Consider the following 15467-nt stretch of genomic DNA (forward strand, 5'->3'; position numbering starts at 1 on the left):
GAAAACAAACCAATACGACAGCACTCTGCGTCTTATTAACGGGCGCAACGCTGCCTAGAATGGCCGGCATCTTTCCTATACTCAGCGGGTCGTGCCCCGTTCGAGTCGCCAGCCAGGTCCGCCATGAACCCTTCCAATAAGAACAATCGCCACCCTGTAGACGGTAAAAAGCCAATCACCATTTTTGGCCCGGATTTCCCTTTCGCCTTTGACGACTGGATCGAGCACCCGGCCGGCCTGGGCAGTATTCCCGCCGCCCAGCACGGCACCGAGGTGGCGATTGTCGGCGCCGGCATCGCCGGGTTGGTGGCGGCCTACGAGTTGATGAAGCTGGGCCTCAAGCCTGTGGTGTACGAGGCTTCGAAAATGGGCGGGCGCTTGCGTTCCCAGGCGTTTGAAGGCGCCGAGGGCGTGATCGCCGAACTGGGCGGTATGCGGTTTCCGGTGTCGTCCACGGCGTTCTACCACTACGTCGACAAGCTCGGCCTTGAGACCAAGCCCTTCCCCAACCCGTTAACGCCCGCCTCCGGCAGTACCGTGATCGACCTCGAAGGCGAAACCTACTACGCGCAAAAACTCGCCGACCTGCCGGCGCTGTTCCAGGAAGTGGCCGACGCCTGGGCCGATGCCCTGGAGGACGGCTCGCGCTTCGGTGACATCCAGCAAGCCATCCGCGAGCGCGATGTACCGCGCCTCAAAGAGCTGTGGAACACCCTGGTGCCGCTGTGGGATGACCGCACGTTCTACGACTTTGTCGCCACGTCCAAGGCGTTCGCCAAGCTGTCGTTCCAGCACCGCGAGGTGTTTGGCCAGGTCGGTTTCGGCACGGGCGGCTGGGATTCGGATTTCCCAAATTCCATGCTGGAAATCTTCCGCGTGGTAATGACCAATTGCGACGATCACCAGCACCTGGTGGTCGGCGGTGTCGAGCAGGTGCCGCTGGGCATCTGGCGCCACGTGCCCGAGCGCTGCGCCCACTGGCCCGCCGGCACCAGCCTGAGCACGTTGCACCACGGCGCGCCGCGTACCGGGGTCAAGCGTATCGCCCGCGCCGCCGATGGCCGTTTCAGCGTCACCGATAACTGGGGCGATACCCGCGAATACGCCGCCGTGCTGACCACCTGCCAGAGCTGGTTGCTGACCACCCAGATCGAGTGCGAAGAGTCGCTGTTCTCGCAAAAAATGTGGATGGCCCTGGACCGCACGCGCTACATGCAGTCGTCCAAGACCTTCGTCATGGTCGACCGGCCATTTTGGAAAGACAAAGACCCAGAGACCGGCCGCGACCTGATGAGCATGACCCTCACCGATCGCCTGACCCGCGGCACCTACCTGTTTGATAACGGCGACGACAAGCCAGGGGTGATCTGCCTGTCGTACTCGTGGATGAGCGACGCCCTGAAAATGCTCCCCCAACCCATCGACAAGCGGGTGAAGCTGGCCCTCGACGCCCTGAAGAAGATCTACCCCAAGGTCGACATCGCCGCGCGCATCATCGGCGACCCGATCACCGTGTCCTGGGAGGCCGACCCGCATTTCCTCGGTGCCTTCAAGGGCGCACTGCCGGGCCATTACCGCTACAACCAGCGCATGTACGCGCACTTCATGCAGCAAGACATGCCCGCCGCGCAGAAGGGTATTTTCATCGCTGGCGACGATGTGTCCTGGACCCCGGCCTGGGTCGAAGGCGCGGTGCAGACCTCGCTCAACGCGGTGTGGGGCATCATGACCCACTTCGGCGGCAAGACCCACGCCGAAAACCCCGGCCCCGGCGATGTGTTCGCCTATATCGGGCCGATTGCCCTGGCCGACTGAGGAGCCCCCGCCATGCGCCTAGCCCTGTACCAATGCCCGCCGCAGCCGCTGGAGGTGGCGGGCAACCTGCAACGCCTGCAGCGCTTCGCCCACGAGGCGGCAGGGGCCGACCTGCTGGTGCTGCCGGAGATGTTCCTCACCGGCTACAACATCGGCAGCGACGCGGTCAGCACCCTGGCCGAGGCCCGCGACGGCGCCAGCGCCCAGCGCATTGCGCAGATCGCCCAGGCCAGCGGCGTGGCCATCCTCTATGGCTACCCGGAGCGCGCCGCGAACGGCCACATCTACAACGCCGTGCAGTTGATCGACGCCAACGGCCACAGCCTGTGCAACTACCGCAAAAGCCATTTGTTCGGCGAACTCGACCACGGCATGTTCAGCGCCGGCAACGCTGACTTGCCGGTGATCGAGTTCAAGGGCTGGCAGTTGGGCTTGCTGATTTGCTACGACCTGGAGTTCCCGGAAAACACCCGGCGCCTGGCCCTGGCCGGGGCCGAGTTGATCCTGGTGCCGACCGCCAACATGGTGCCCTACGACTTTGTCGCCGACGTCACCGTGCGCGCCCGCGCCTATGAAAACCAGTGCTATGTGGCCTACGCCAACTACTGCGGTGAGGAAGGCGCGATCCACTACTGTGGGCAAAGCAGCATCGCTGCCCCCAACGGCAGCCGCATCGCCCACGCCGGGTTGGGCGAGGAACTGATCGTCGCCACCCTGGAGCGCCAACTGCTCCTGGATTCACGGGCCGCCACGCCGTATCTGGCCGACCGCCGCCCCGAGCTTTATGGCGAGCTCAACCGGCGCTGATCCGCTAGCATGGGCGCTTCACCGTTCTGGAAGCGCCCATGCCCGTGCCCACTCTGCCCCCTCCCCACTGCGAAACCCTGGCCAACGGGCTGCGAATTTCCCTGCACAGCGCCCCGCACCTCACGCGGTGCGCGGCCACGCTGCGGGTCGCGGCGGGCAGCCACGACGCGCCACAGGCCTGGCCGGGGCTGGCGCACTTTCTTGAGCATCTGCTGTTTTTGGGCACCGAGCGCTTTCCGATCGCCCAGGGCTTGATGGCCTTTGTGCAGGCCCAAAACGGCCTGCTCAACGCCAGTACCCAGGCGCGCACCACCGACTTCTTTATCGAGCTGGTGCCCCACGCCTTCCCCGCCGCCCTCGAGCGCCTGAGCGACATGCTCGCCCACGCGCGCCTGAGCCTGGCCGACCAGTTGCGCGAGCGCGAGGTGCTGCACGCCGAGTTCATTGCCTGGGCCCGGGATGAGCAATCCCAGGGTGAAACGCTGCTGCTCAATGGCCTGAATGCGGCCCATCCGCTGCGCGCCTTTCACTCGGGCAACCGCTTCAGCCTGCCGGTGCCCAACCCGGCTTTCCAGCAGGCGTTACGCGGTTTCTACGAACAGTTTTATCGCAGCGCTCAAATGACCCTCAGCCTAGCCGGGCCCCAGCCCCTGGACGAACTCAAGGCCCTGGCGCTGCGCTTTGCCGCCGAACAGAACAGCGGCGCCCATCAACCGCAAACGCCGCCACCGCCGCTGATGGCGGCGGGGCAACACGTCCACCCACACATCACCCCGCGGCGCCTCAACCTGCTGTTCGCCGGCCACGCCGCCCCGGCAGTGGCGGCCCAGGCCCTGGATTTTCTCTGTACCTGGCTTAACAACCCGAAACCCGGCGGCGTGATGGCGCAACTGCAGCAACGCGGTTGGGCGACCACCCTGAGCGCCGCGCCGCAGTACCTGTTCGGCGGGCAGGTTTTGCTGCACGTCGGTTGTGAGCTACCGGCCGACGTCGACCAAGGCACCGAGATCGGCACCTTGCTGCTCGATTGGCTGGCCTTCTTGCGCGATGCCGACTGGGCGCCGCTGTGCGAGGAATACGCCTTGCTGCAACAGTGCAAACGTGAAACCGCCGGTGCCCTGGCGCTATCGCGCTTGGGGGTAGAACCGCTGCAAGCCCACATGAGCGAAGCGGCCATCGCCGCCCTCAAGGGCCTGCTGCGCCAATGGCTACCGGGCACAACGGCGACCGAGACGTGGCACCTGCCCGCGCCGAACCCTTTCCTGCAACCCCCCAGCGAGGCGCCGCGCGCCGGCCTGATTCGCGGCCAGACCAGCGCCCACCGTGGCGTGCGCACGTTTGCCCAGGACCGCACACGGGGCCGGCGCGAACATGCCAGCCTGAACATCAGCCAAGCCCTGCCCAGCGATGGCCGCGACGGCGCGCTCTACCTGCGCTGGCGCCTGCCTGCGGCCCTGGCAGAGCAGCGCACCAGCGCCCTGAACCAGCGCCTCGAACCGCTTGCGCGCGAGGCCGGGCAAGCGGGGGTCCGTTTGGAACTGAGCCTCCACGGCGAGCACTGCCTGCTTACCCTGAGCGGCCGCCATCACGCCTTCGCTGCCGTGCTGGAACAGGCCATACGCTGCCTCGACGAACCCCAAGCCGCGCCCGCCCACACCTCACACGCCACGCTGATGCCCCTTCACCACCTGGCCTGCCTGCTGGCGCGGCATTGCCGGCCCATGGCGCCGCCAAGCGACGGCGACCTGCACAGCCTGTGGCGCGAGGCCCGCCGCGATGGCTTGGCCGTGGCCCTGCCGGCCAGTGTGCTAACGGCCATCAGCGCAGTCCTCGGCAGTGCCCCGGGCATCCCCGACAGCCAACTCGACACGCCGCCCTCCCTTATGGGCGAGCAGCGCTGGAGCACCGTTGCCAACGCATCCGGCGAAAACGCCTTGCTGCTGTTCTGCCCCGCGCCCACCCAAGACCTCGCCGACGAAGCCGCATGGCGCGCGCTGGCGCAGCTGTGCCACAGCGCTTTCTACCAACGCCTGCGGGTGGAGTTGCAACTGGGCTACGGGGTGTTCTGTGGCCTGCGCCCGTTCAACGGCCAGCTCGGCATCGTGTTCGGTGTGCAATCGCCGCACACGCCGGTGGCGGGCATCCTGGCGCACATCGAAGCCTTCCTCGCCCAGTTGCCCAGCCGCATCGCTGCCCTCGACGACACGGCCCTGCACCAGCAGTTGCAGGACGTGGCCGGCCATTACGACACCCGAGCCATGACCCTGCCCATCACCGCCGATTTGCTCTGGCACGCTCGGTTGGCCGGCCATGGGCCGCAGTACCTGGGGCAACTGCAAACGGCCATCCTGGCGCTGGACCGCCACAGCCTGCTGGCCGCGGCCCGGCGCCTGAACGAGCGTGTCGGCGGTTGGCGCTGCCTGGCCAGCGGCGAGAGCCCCGGTGCGCCCTGGCAAACGGTGGCGGTCTAGGCCAAAAGGCGTAGGCGCTCTACGACGCAAAGACTATTGAGCGCCGCGCACGCCCGCTCCACGATCCGGTGAAGCCTGGGGTTGCCTCCCCACAGCCCTCACCGGAGCCCCGCGATGACCGACACCCCGCTGTCCCCCGCCGAGTTCGAGCACGCACTGCGTGCCAAGGGCGCCTACTACCACGTGCACCACCCCTATCACGTGGCGATGTACGAGGGCCGGGCCAGCCGCGAACAGATCCAGGGCTGGGTCGCCAACCGCTTCTACTACCAGGTGAACATCCCGCTCAAAGACGCCGCGATCCTGGCCAATTGCCCCGACCGCGACGTGCGCCGCCAATGGCTGCAACGCCTGCTCGACCACGACGGCGCCCCCGGCCAAGAGGGCGGCATCGAAGCCTGGCTGCGCCTGGGCCAAGCCGTGGGGCTGGACCCGGAGCAACTGCGCTCCCAGGAATTGGTACTGCCTGGCGTGCGCTTCGCGGTGGACGCCTACGTCAACTTCGCCCGCCGCGCCTGCTGGCAAGAAGCCGCCAGCAGCTCCCTGACCGAACTCTTCGCCCCCCACATCCACCAATCGCGCCTGGACGCCTGGCCCCGGCACTACCCCTGGATCGACCCGGCCGGCTACCAATACTTTCGCAATCGCCTGAGCCAGGCGCGGCGCGATGTGGAGCACGGTTTGGCGATTACCCTGCAGCACTACCGCACCCGCGAGGGCCAGGAGCGCATGCTGGACATCCTGCAATTCAAGCTCGACATCCTCTGGACCATGCTCGACGCCATGACCATGGCCTACGAGCTCGACCGCCCGCCCTACCACAGCGTCACCACGCAGCGCGCCTGGCACCGGGGAGTCACGCCATGAGCCTGGACCGTCGCCACACCCCGCGCTGGCGCCGCGGCTACCGCTTCCAGTACGAACCGGCACAGCGTGGCCATGTGCTGCTGTACCCCGAAGGCATGATTAAGCTCAACGACAGCGCCGCCCTGATCGGTGGCCTGATCGATGGCCGCCGCGATGTGGCGGCGATCATCGGTGAACTGGCCCGGCAGTTCCCGGATGTAGCCGAACTCGGTGACGACATCGAGCAATTCATGGAGGTCGCCCGTGCCCAGCACTGGATCGAACTGGCCTGAACGCCTGCCGCCCAAACCCGCCGTCGGATTGCCGCTGTGGCTGCTCGCCGAGCTGACCTACCGCTGCCCGCTGCAATGCCCCTATTGCTCCAACCCGCTGGATTTCGCCGCCCAGGGCCAGGAGCTGAGCACCGCGCAGTGGTTCCAAGTGATGGCGCAAGCGCGGGAGATGGGCGCGGCGCAACTGGGCTTTTCCGGCGGCGAGCCGCTGGTGCGCCAGGACCTTGCCGAGCTGATCGGCGAAGCCCGCAGGCTGGGCTTCTACACCAACCTGATTACCTCCGGCATCGGCCTGACCGAGGCGAAAATCCGCGATTTCAAAGAGGCCGGGCTGGACCATATCCAGATCAGCTTCCAGGCCAGCGACGAGCAGGTGAACAACCTGCTGGCCGGCTCGAAAAAAGCCTTCGCGCAGAAACTGGCCATGGCCCGCGCCGTGAAGGCCCATGGCTACCCGATGGTGCTCAACTTCGTCACCCACCGGCACAACATCGACCAGATCGAACGCATCATCGAGCTGTGCCTGGCCCTGGAGGCCGACTTCGTCGAACTCGCCACCTGCCAGTTCTACGGCTGGGCCCAGCTCAACCGCGCAGGGCTGTTGCCAACCCGCGAGCAACTGGTGCGCGCCGAACGGGTGACCAACGACTACCGCGCCCAACTGGAGGCCCAAGGCCACCCTTGCAAATTGATCTTCGTCACCCCGGACTACTACGAAGAACGCCCCAAGGCCTGTATGAACGGCTGGGGCAACCTGTTCCTGACCGTCACCCCGGACGGCACCGCGCTGCCCTGCCACGGCGCGCGGCAAATGCCGGTGCAGTTCCCCAACGTGCGCGAGCACAGCCTGCAACACATCTGGTACGACTCGTTCGGCTTCAACCGTTATCGCGGCTACGACTGGATGCCCGAACCCTGCCGCTCGTGCGATGAAAAGGAACAGGACTTCGGCGGCTGCCGCTGCCAGGCCTTCATGCTCACGGGCGACGCCAGCCACGCCGACCCGGTGTGCAGCAAATCCCCCCACCACCCCATGATCCTTGCCGCCCGCGCCGAAGCCGAGCAGGCTGGCCAATCCATCTCGCAACTGGCCTTTCGCAATGAACGGAACTCACGCCTTATCGCCAAAATTTAAGCCCCTGAGCGCGACCGCCGCGGTGGCCGCCGGCACGGACTTCGCCGAGCTATGCGCCGACGCCCGAGGGCTGTTCTGGAACCAGTACAACCCCGGCGACGGCGCCAGCCGTATCTGGCACTGGCAGGGCGGCGCGGCCCGTTGCCTGACGCCCGAGGGGTTCAGCGTGCGCAGCCGTGTCTACGAATACGGCGGCGGCGCGTTCTGCCTGAGCGATCAAGGCCTGGTGTTCGTCAATGAGGCCGACCAGCAGCTGTACCGCCAAGCCCTCGACGGCAGCGCGCCGGCGCCACTGACCCTGGGCACGCGCCGCTACGGCGACCTGCACTGGGCGGCTGGCCAGGTTTTGGCCTTGGAAGAAGATGGCAACCAGCATCGGTTGGTGAGTTTCAGCCTGCAAGACGGCACGCGCCAGGTGCTGGCGCAAGGGGCCGATTTCTACGCCGCGCCCACCCTCAGCCCCGATGGCCTGCGCCTGGCCTGGATCGAATGGAGCCGCCCGCATCAGCCCTGGACCGCCACACGCCTGATGCTCGCCGAACGCCAGCAAGGCCAGCCATGGGCCGCGCCGCGCTGCGTGGCCGGCGACGCTGCCGAGGAGTCTTTGCAGCAGCCGCGCTTCGACGCCGCCTCGCGGCTCCATTGCCTGACCGACCGCGCCGGGTTCTGGCAGCCGTGGGTGGAGTGCGTATCCGGCCTGCGCCCGTTGCCTGCGGCAGCGGCGGACCACGGCCCGGCGCCGTGGCAACTGGGCGCCAGCACCTGGCAGCCCTTGGCCGATGGCGGTTACCTGGCGAGTTGGTGCGAAGCGGGTTTCGGCCGCCTCGGCATCCGCAACGGCGCAGGTGAGTGGAGGGACTTTACCGGCGCCTACAGCCGTTTTCGTAGCCTGGCCCTGGACGAAGAACGACTCTACGCGGTCGCCGCCTCGCCCTTGGCCCCGGCCGCCGTGATCGCTATCGACCGCCAGGGCGGCAGCGTATACATCCTCGCCGGCGGCAGCGCGCCCCTGCCCGCCGAGCGCATCAGCCAACCCCAGCCGCTGCGCTACCCCAGCGGCAACGGCGAGGCCCACGGCTTCTTCTACCCGCCCAGCGACGGCGCGACGAAACCACCGCTGCTGGTGTTCGTCCACGGCGGCCCAACGTCAGCTTGCTACCCGGTGTTCGACCCACGCATCCAGTTCTGGACCCAACGCGGCTTCGCCGTGGCCGACCTCAACTACCGCGGCAGCAGCGGTTACGGCCGCGCCTATCGCCAGGCGCTGCACTTGAGTTGGGGCGAAGTGGATGTGGAAGATGCTTGCGCCGTGGTCAGCCACTTGGCCGGGGAAGGCTTGATCGATGGCGAACGGGCGTTCATTCGCGGCGCCAGTGCGGGCGGCTACACCACCCTGTGCGCCTTGGCGTTCACCGAGGTGTTCCGTGGCGGCGCGAGCCTGTACGGCGTCAGCGACCCACAGGCCCTGACCCGTACCACCCACAAATTCGAGAGCGATTACCTGGATTGGTTGATCGGCGACCCCGAGCAGGATGCCCAACGTTACGCGGCCCGCACGCCGCTGCTCCATGCGGGGAACATCTGCGTGCCGGTGATTTTCTTCCAGGGCGAACTGGACGCCGTGGTCGTGCCACAACAGACCCGCGACATGCTCGCGGCCCTGCAAGCCAACGGCATTCGCACCCAAGCCCACTATTACCCGGACGAACGCCACGGCTTTCGCAACGCCCACAACCAGGCCCATGCGCTGGAACAGGAGTGGTTGTTTTATTGCGAGGTGCTGTTGTAGTAAGCGGGCCAGCCCGCTTACTACAACAACGTCAGCGCTTGGCGATGATGTACACCGCATGGATGATGCCGGGGATGTAGCCGCACAAGGTCAAGAGGATGTTCAGCCAGAACACGCCGGCGAAACCCACTTGCAGGAACACACCCAGCGGCGGCAACAGAATGGCGATGATGATGCGGATAAAGTCCATGGGGCAGCTCCTGAAAAAATCGGCTCATGGGAGCCGGACAATCAATCGACCGCCCCCCAACGCCAGGGTTCAGTGCCGCGCCCTTCTCAGGCCAATATCTCAAGGCCATATTTTTGCACGATGCTCAGTAACTTGAGCGCCATGCCGCTGGGGTGCTTGTCCCCCGCTTCCCACTGCTTGACCGTGGACGCGCTGGTGTTGAGGTAACGGGCAAACACCGGTTGGCTGACATTGTTGCGCTCGCGCAGTTGCTGGATTTGCTGCGGGGAAATCTGCGCCGGTACGGGCGCCAGGCACGCCGCGTCGAACTGGCGCATGGTGGTCTTGCTGATCGCCCCCACGGCCAGCAACGCGCTGGCCGATTCGTGGACCGATTCGAGGGCCTCACTCTTGAATTTCTTACTCATCGTCTAACTCCATAAATTCGTTCATCGCCAACAACGCCTCGACCTGCGCTTCGCTCAAGCCTTCGTAGGCCTTGGCCAACTCGCGAAACGCCAACAGCTCATCAGGGCTGATATTGCTCTGGTCCTGCTTGGCGAACAGACATTGATAAACCCAGTAGCGCCCGCCGCGGGCCAGCACAATCGAGCGATGGCGATTGCTGTTGAGGCGTTTTTTCCACACCCCGCCACCGAGGTTGTCCACACGCCCCTGCAGGATTTCCCTGAAGGCCTGGCGCAGGTCCGCGTCAGAAATCCAGGCCTTGCGGGCTTGGGTAGCAAAGCGTTTGGTCTTGAACAGTCTTAACGTCATGGACATCCCTTCCCATAACCATACCACCAAGTGGTATGGAATCAAGTGATGAATCGCAACCCGTCAGGTGCCGCGAGCGGGCAATCCCTGCCAGCCCCGATAAAACACCACTGCCGCAGGCCGGTTCCAAGCCGCACGTGGCCCGGTGCAAAACCCGGTAAAAAAAACGCCCCCTGCCGAAAAAATCAGGCAGGAGGCGTGCGTTATTACCGCGAGACGGTTCGGGAATTGCGTGGGTTCAGACGGCGATGCCCTTGCGGCATTGCAATTGCGCGGTGCGCACCCGGGCGAAGGCGCGAGCCAGGCGCAGGAGCATTTCGTCGATATTGCCTTTGCTGACGGTCAGGGCCGGGGTGAAGCTCAGGCTGTCCGGGGCGCAAGCCTTGAGCAGCAGGCCTTCGTAGCGTGCGGCCTTGACCACCGCATCCGCCGAGTCGTCGGCCAGTTGCACGCTCCATAGCAGCCCGCAGCCTTGCACCTGTTTTTGCGCATAGCGGTTGGCCAGCCGCGCCAGGCCTTCGCCCAGGTAATGGCCGCTCTCGCGTACATGGGCCAGGAAGCCGTTGTCCAGCACGCTGTTGAGCACCGCCAGGCCTGCGGCCATCGTCAGCGCGTTGCCGTGGTGCTGTTCGCCCACCTCGCCCACTTCAAAGCAGCAGGCCTGGCCCCGCGCCAGCAGGGCGGCCAGGGGCACGCCGCCGCCCAGGCCTTGGCCGAGGATGACGATATCGGCCAGCACACCGTAGGCCTGTTCCGCCAGCAACGTGCCGCAACGGCCCATGCCGGTGTGGGTTTCGTCCAGGATCAGCAAGATGCCCAATTCCCGGCACAGCCGCTCCACACCCTTGAGGTAATGCTCGCTAGCCGCCTCTACCTGGGGGGTGCTGTGCAGCGGTTCGAGCAGGATCGCCACGGTTTGCGCGTCGACATCGGCGTGCAGGGCGGGCAAGTCGTTGAAGGCTGGCGCGTAGTCCTGGCCGACCCGGATAACCCGCGCCGCGCCGCCACGGTGCAAGCGGCCCCACTTGCGCGCCAGTTGAATGGCCGCATCGCGGGCTTCGCTGTCGCTGCCCAGCAGGTAGGCCTGGTCGCTGCCGGTGCTGTGGCACAGGCGTTCGGCCAGGTTAAGCAGGCCACGGTTGTAGAAACCCGCGCCGGGGTTAATCAGCGCCTGGGCCTGGGCGGTCATGGCCTTGACCAGTGCCGAAGGGCTATGGCCAAGGGTGTTGGCCGCCGCGCCCTGGATGAAATCCAGGTAGGCGCGGTCTTCGCTGTCCCACAGCCAGGAACCCTGGCCACGCACGAATATTTGCTGGGGCCGTTCCACACTGGGCATCAGGCACTCACTTGAAAGGTTGTCGCGGGGCGACGATTGCCAGGGACTGGTCACCAGGTCATCCAGGCTCGGGGGGTTGCGACGCAAGTTGAACAGGTTCATGCGCGCAGGCCTTCCAGGGGCAGCCCCAACAGGCGCGCGGTCCAGTCTTCGACGCGGCCGCTGCGCATGCGCTTGATGGCAATGTCGCGCCAGCGTGAGGACAGCGCCGGGCAGTCCACCAGTTTTTTCAGCCCGGCGTGTTCCAGCGGCTCCTGATAAAAGCTGCGCAGGGCCCAGGCCACGGTCAAGCCGGGGTAGCTGCGTTGGATCAGCTCGAAAGGCTGGTCGGCGCTGACAAAACCGGGCTTGAGCACGCGGTAGAACCAGCCGCAGCGGCCGCTGTCCTGGGCTTGTTGCGGCAAGTCGAGCAGGCCCCAGCGGTGGCTCAGGCGATAGCACGGCGAGCGCGGCTGGCTGACTTGCAGCAAGGCGCCGCCCCAGCGGAACAGGTCACCCAGGCACACGTGTTCTTCGCTCAGGCCACGGGAGGAGAGGTTTTCGCCGAAGGCTGGCGCGCACCAGTCGATCTGTGGATAACGTTTGCGCCAGTAGGCGTAGTGCTCGGCGGGGTAGTGATGCAGCGCCCGTTCGGGGCCGGTATGGAAGCGCGGGTCGCCGTGTTCATCGCTGCCCAGGCCCTGTGGCCACAACCAGAGCCGGTTTGCAACCCGGTGTTTATCCGTGTCACTGACCAAACCCTGCCCGAGGTTTTTTGCCTTGCCTATGTAAACCCCTTCCACGCACACGCTGTTCATCTTGCTTTATGGCCCTGTAAGCCCTGTGAATAGGGGTTAGACTAGGCGCCTTGGCGGCAAACGGCCATTTCGTTTTTTCAGCATTTTCGATAAGTAAAACTTATGGATTTTAAGCAACTGCGTTATTTCGTCGCGGTGTATGAAGAAGGCCACGTGGGCCGGGCCGCCGAGCGCCTGTCGATCTCCCAACCGGCGCTCTCGCAGCAGATCCGCCAACTGGAGCAGAACCTTGACGTGAGCCTGTTCGAGCGCAGCAGCAAACGCCTGCTGCCGACCCTCGCCGCACACACTCTGTACAACCACGCCCTGCCTTTGCTCGACGGCATGCAACGCGCCCGCGAGGCCCTGCGCAACTTCCAGGGCCAGGCCCTGCGCACCCTGGCCATTGGCGTGCTGCAAACCGTGCACACCAGCCTGGTGCCGCAAATGCTCGAACGGGTGCGCCAGGCCCAACCGCACTTGGTGGTGCAGATCTACGAACTCACGGGGCTGGAGATCGAACGGCGCTTGCTCAATGGCTCGCTGGACATCGGCATCAGTTATCTACCGCCGCGCCAGCCCGGTTTACACGGCGTGTTGTTGTACGAAGATGAACTGACGCTGGTCATCCCCGAGGATCATCCGCTGCGCGAATTCAAGAAAGTTTCCATGAGCCAAGCCGCGGAATTGCCGATGTTGCTGCTGGGGGAGGAGTTCCAGGTGCGACAAATCTGGCAGGCGCAACTGGCCAGCCTCGGCCGCCGCCCGCAGGTGCAGGCTGAGTTGAACAACATGGCGGGGATTCTCGACAGCCTGCCCCACACACGCTTGGCCACGGTGTTGCCCGGGCGCTCGCAACAGGCCCACGGTAATCAGGCGCTGCTGTGGAAACCGCTGAGCGAGCCACGGGTGCTGCTCAAGGTGGGCTTGGTGTGCCGCGACATGCAGCGCCAGCAAGTGTCATTAGCGTTGCTGCGCAACCTGCTGGAAGAGGTGATGAACGGCCCGGACGGGCGCTTGAACGGGCCGACGACCCTGGACGTGTTGTAGCCGCGACTTTTTCGCGGGCAAAAGAAAACCCCGCCGAAGCGGGGCTTTGCAGACTGTTTCCCTGACATCCATTTCACTCCGCCGTCCTGGCAGAATCCTACGTGTCCGTGTTGTTACTTGTGCGCTTCCTGCGCGACGTCCATGAACAGTAGATTAGCTGTGGATCCAATCTGCCGATATGGGAGAACGGCAGCACGCCACGTAAGAGAATGCTTACATGGCGTTACAAACATCAGAACTGCGCCGCATCCAACAGGAACAACGATTCGCTGCCGGCCTTGACCGAAGCACTCAGCGAATGGATACGCGGCAGCAGGCGGGCGAAGTAGAAGCGCGCCGTGCCCAGTTTGCTGGCGTAGAAGTCGTCCTGGGTTTCCTTGCCCAATGCCGCCTTCGCCATCAGTGCCCACATGTAGCCGTAAGCCATGTAGCCGAACGCTTGCAGGTACTCCACCGACGCGGCGCCGATTTCATTCGGGTTGCCCTTGGCGCGGTCCAGCAGCCATGCCGTCAGGTCGTCGAGGTTGTCCACCGCGTCGTTCAACGGTTTGGTGAATTCGCCCAGGTCGGCACTGGCGGTGGCGGTGAAATGGCGCACTTCGTCAGCGAACAATTTATAGAACGCGCCGCCGCTGCCGACGATCTTGCGCCCCACCAGGTCCAGCGCCTGGATACCGTTGGTGCCTTCGTAGATCTGGGTGATGCGTACGTCACGCACCAGTTGCTCCTGGCCCCATTCGCGGATATAGCCGTGGCCGCCGAAAATCTGCTGGCCGTGCACGGTGGTTTCCAGGCCCAGGTCGGTCAAGAAGGCCTTGGCCACGGGGGTCAGCAGCGCCACGAGGTCGTCGGCGCGTTTGCGTGTGGCAGCATCTTCGCTGAACTTGGCGGTATCGAGCTGCATGGCCACGTAAGTGGAGAACGCACGGCCGCCTTCGTTCGCCGCTTTCATGGTCAGCAGCATGCGCCGCACGTCCGGGTGGACAATGATCGGGTCGGCGACTTTGTCCTTGGCTTGCGGGCCGGTCGGCGAACGGCTTTGCAGGCGATCGCGGGCGTATTCGATGGCGTTCTGGTACGAGCGCTCGCCGGAGGCCAGGCCCTGGATACCCACGCCCAGACGCTCGTAGTTCATCATGGTGAACATCGCCGCGAGGCCTTTGTTCGGCTCGCCCACCAGATAGCCGATGGCTTCGTCGAAGTTCATCACACAGGTGGCGGATGCCTGGATGCCCATCTTGTGTTCGATGGAGCCGCAGGTCACCGGGTTGCGCGCACCCAGGCTGCCGTCGGCATTGACCATGAATTTGGGCACCAGGAACAGCGAGATGCCTTTGGGCCCGGCCGGGGCGTCCGGCAGCTTGGCCAGCACCAGGTGGATGATGTTTTCGGTGAGGTCGTGTTCGCCGCCAGTGATGAAGATCTTGGTGCCGCTGACCTTGTAGGAACCGTCGGCCTGCGGCTCGGCCTTGGTGCGGATAATGCCCAGGTCGGTGCCGGCATGGGGCTCGGTCAGGCACATGGAGCCGGCCCAAACGCCGGCGTACATGTTCGGCAGGTACGCGGCCTTGAGCTCTTCGCTGGCGTGGGCGTTGATCGAAACGCAGGCGCCGGAGGTCAACATCGGGTACAGGCCAAAGGCCAGGCTGGAGGAGTTAATCATCTCTTCGACCTGGGCCGACACGGCTTTGGGCATGCCCATGCCGCCGAACGCCGGGTCGCCGCCCACGCCTACCCAGCCGCCTTCGGCGTAGGTCTGGTAAGCCTGGGGGAAGCCTTGCGGAGTGGTAACCACGCCATCGTTCCAGCGGCAGCCTTCTTCGTCGGCGCTGCGGCTCAGGGGTGCGATGCTTTTGCTGGTGACCTTGCCAGCCTCTTCGAGAATCGCCTCGACCGTTTCAGCGTCAACGCTGTCGGCCAGTGCAGGCAGCTCGGCCCAGAGTTTGGCGACCTCGAAAACTTCATTGAGGACGAAGCGCATATCGCGCAGGGGCGCTTTGTAGTCAGCCATGGCAAACCTCGTGGGAACGTGAAAAGTGATTCGTGGGATCGGGTGTCAACAAGGCCCCGAGTGTACCCGAACAACTTTTGCGACACATAGGGTCGCCTCGTGACTTATTTGTTATTTTTGGTCACCAAAAAAGAAGGGAAACCGCGCTGTGGGAGCAACTGTGTTACCCCTACCACTCATCACCGCCACTGC

Annotated in this window: 14 protein-coding genes; 8 read left to right on the forward strand and 6 right to left on the reverse strand. The window is 65.0% G+C overall.

What is annotated here, in order from left to right; genetic code table 11:
• Positions 1-123: 123 nt before the first annotated feature.
• The 7 genes from AC19YR_RS03930 to AC19YR_RS03960 all read left to right on the forward strand — a co-directional run bounded on the left by AC19YR_RS03930 (position 124) and on the right by AC19YR_RS03960 (position 9156).
• The gene (locus tag AC19YR_RS03930; RefSeq protein ID WP_500597252.1) at positions 124-1815 is read left to right on the forward strand and encodes a flavin monoamine oxidase family protein; all 1692 of its coding nucleotides are present in this window, start codon (positions 124-126) and stop codon (positions 1813-1815) included.
• A gap of 12 nt (positions 1816-1827) precedes the next feature.
• On the forward strand, positions 1828-2622 hold the full coding sequence (locus tag AC19YR_RS03935) for a carbon-nitrogen hydrolase family protein (protein WP_500597253.1): 795 nt from the start codon (positions 1828-1830) through the stop codon (positions 2620-2622).
• A 38-nt stretch (positions 2623-2660) separates the two neighbouring features.
• Positions 2661-5093, forward strand: coding sequence for a pyrroloquinoline quinone biosynthesis protein PqqF (pqqF, locus tag AC19YR_RS03940; RefSeq protein WP_500597254.1), 2433 nt, complete (start codon positions 2661-2663; stop codon positions 5091-5093).
• A gap of 114 nt (positions 5094-5207) precedes the next feature.
• Entirely contained in the window at positions 5208-5960 is a 753-nt protein-coding gene (gene pqqC, locus AC19YR_RS03945; protein WP_095108945.1) for a pyrroloquinoline-quinone synthase PqqC, read from the forward strand.
• Positions 5957-6232, forward strand: coding sequence for a pyrroloquinoline quinone biosynthesis peptide chaperone PqqD (pqqD, locus tag AC19YR_RS03950; RefSeq protein WP_095108944.1), 276 nt, complete (start codon positions 5957-5959; stop codon positions 6230-6232). Before pqqC ends, pqqD begins: the two co-directional genes overlap by 4 nt.
• Before the next feature lie 4 nt (positions 6233-6236).
• Positions 6237-7367, forward strand: a complete 1131-nt coding sequence (pqqE, locus tag AC19YR_RS03955) for a pyrroloquinoline quinone biosynthesis protein PqqE (protein ID WP_371856234.1) — start codon at positions 6237-6239, stop codon at positions 7365-7367.
• Positions 7333-9156: a S9 family peptidase gene (locus tag AC19YR_RS03960; RefSeq protein WP_500597256.1), complete on the forward strand. Its 1824-nt coding sequence runs from the start codon at positions 7333-7335 to the stop codon at positions 9154-9156. Before pqqE ends, AC19YR_RS03960 begins: the two co-directional genes overlap by 35 nt.
• Before the next feature lie 31 nt (positions 9157-9187).
• On the opposite strand, the gene AC19YR_RS03965 is transcribed toward AC19YR_RS03960, so the two are convergent.
• The 5 genes from AC19YR_RS03965 to AC19YR_RS03985 form a co-directional block, all read right to left on the reverse strand.
• Complete coding sequence (locus tag AC19YR_RS03965; RefSeq protein WP_500597258.1) at positions 9188-9346, reverse strand: YqaE/Pmp3 family membrane protein; 159 nt, start codon at positions 9344-9346, stop codon at positions 9188-9190.
• A gap of 86 nt (positions 9347-9432) precedes the next feature.
• Positions 9433-9753: a helix-turn-helix domain-containing protein gene (locus tag AC19YR_RS03970; RefSeq protein WP_500597259.1), complete on the reverse strand. Its 321-nt coding sequence runs from the start codon at positions 9751-9753 to the stop codon at positions 9433-9435.
• Positions 9746-10102 (reverse strand): type II toxin-antitoxin system RelE/ParE family toxin, encoded by a 357-nt coding sequence (locus AC19YR_RS03975; RefSeq protein WP_500597260.1) that lies wholly within the window; start codon positions 10100-10102, stop codon positions 9746-9748. Before AC19YR_RS03975 ends, AC19YR_RS03970 begins: the two co-directional genes overlap by 8 nt.
• Positions 10103-10340: 238 nt before the next feature.
• A complete protein-coding gene (locus AC19YR_RS03980; RefSeq protein WP_500597261.1) occupies positions 10341-11540 on the reverse strand; it encodes an aminotransferase class III-fold pyridoxal phosphate-dependent enzyme in 1200 nt (399 codons plus the stop codon).
• Positions 11537-12235 carry an MOSC domain-containing protein gene (locus AC19YR_RS03985; protein WP_095108937.1) on the reverse strand — a complete coding sequence of 233 codons (699 nt, stop codon included), beginning with the start codon at positions 12233-12235 and terminating at the stop codon, positions 11537-11539. Before AC19YR_RS03985 ends, AC19YR_RS03980 begins: the two co-directional genes overlap by 4 nt.
• 102 nt (positions 12236-12337) lie before the next feature.
• Between AC19YR_RS03985 and AC19YR_RS03990 the strand changes: the two genes are divergently transcribed.
• Complete coding sequence (locus AC19YR_RS03990) at positions 12338-13264, forward strand: LysR family transcriptional regulator (protein WP_500597262.1); 927 nt, start codon at positions 12338-12340, stop codon at positions 13262-13264.
• A 232-nt stretch (positions 13265-13496) separates the two neighbouring features.
• On the opposite strand, the gene AC19YR_RS03995 is transcribed toward AC19YR_RS03990, so the two are convergent.
• Positions 13497-15275, reverse strand: a complete 1779-nt coding sequence (locus AC19YR_RS03995; RefSeq protein ID WP_500597264.1) for an acyl-CoA dehydrogenase C-terminal domain-containing protein — start codon at positions 15273-15275, stop codon at positions 13497-13499.
• Positions 15276-15467 lie beyond the last annotated feature (192 nt).

It is taken from the genome of Pseudomonas sp. MF08817, from assembly GCF_059862705.1.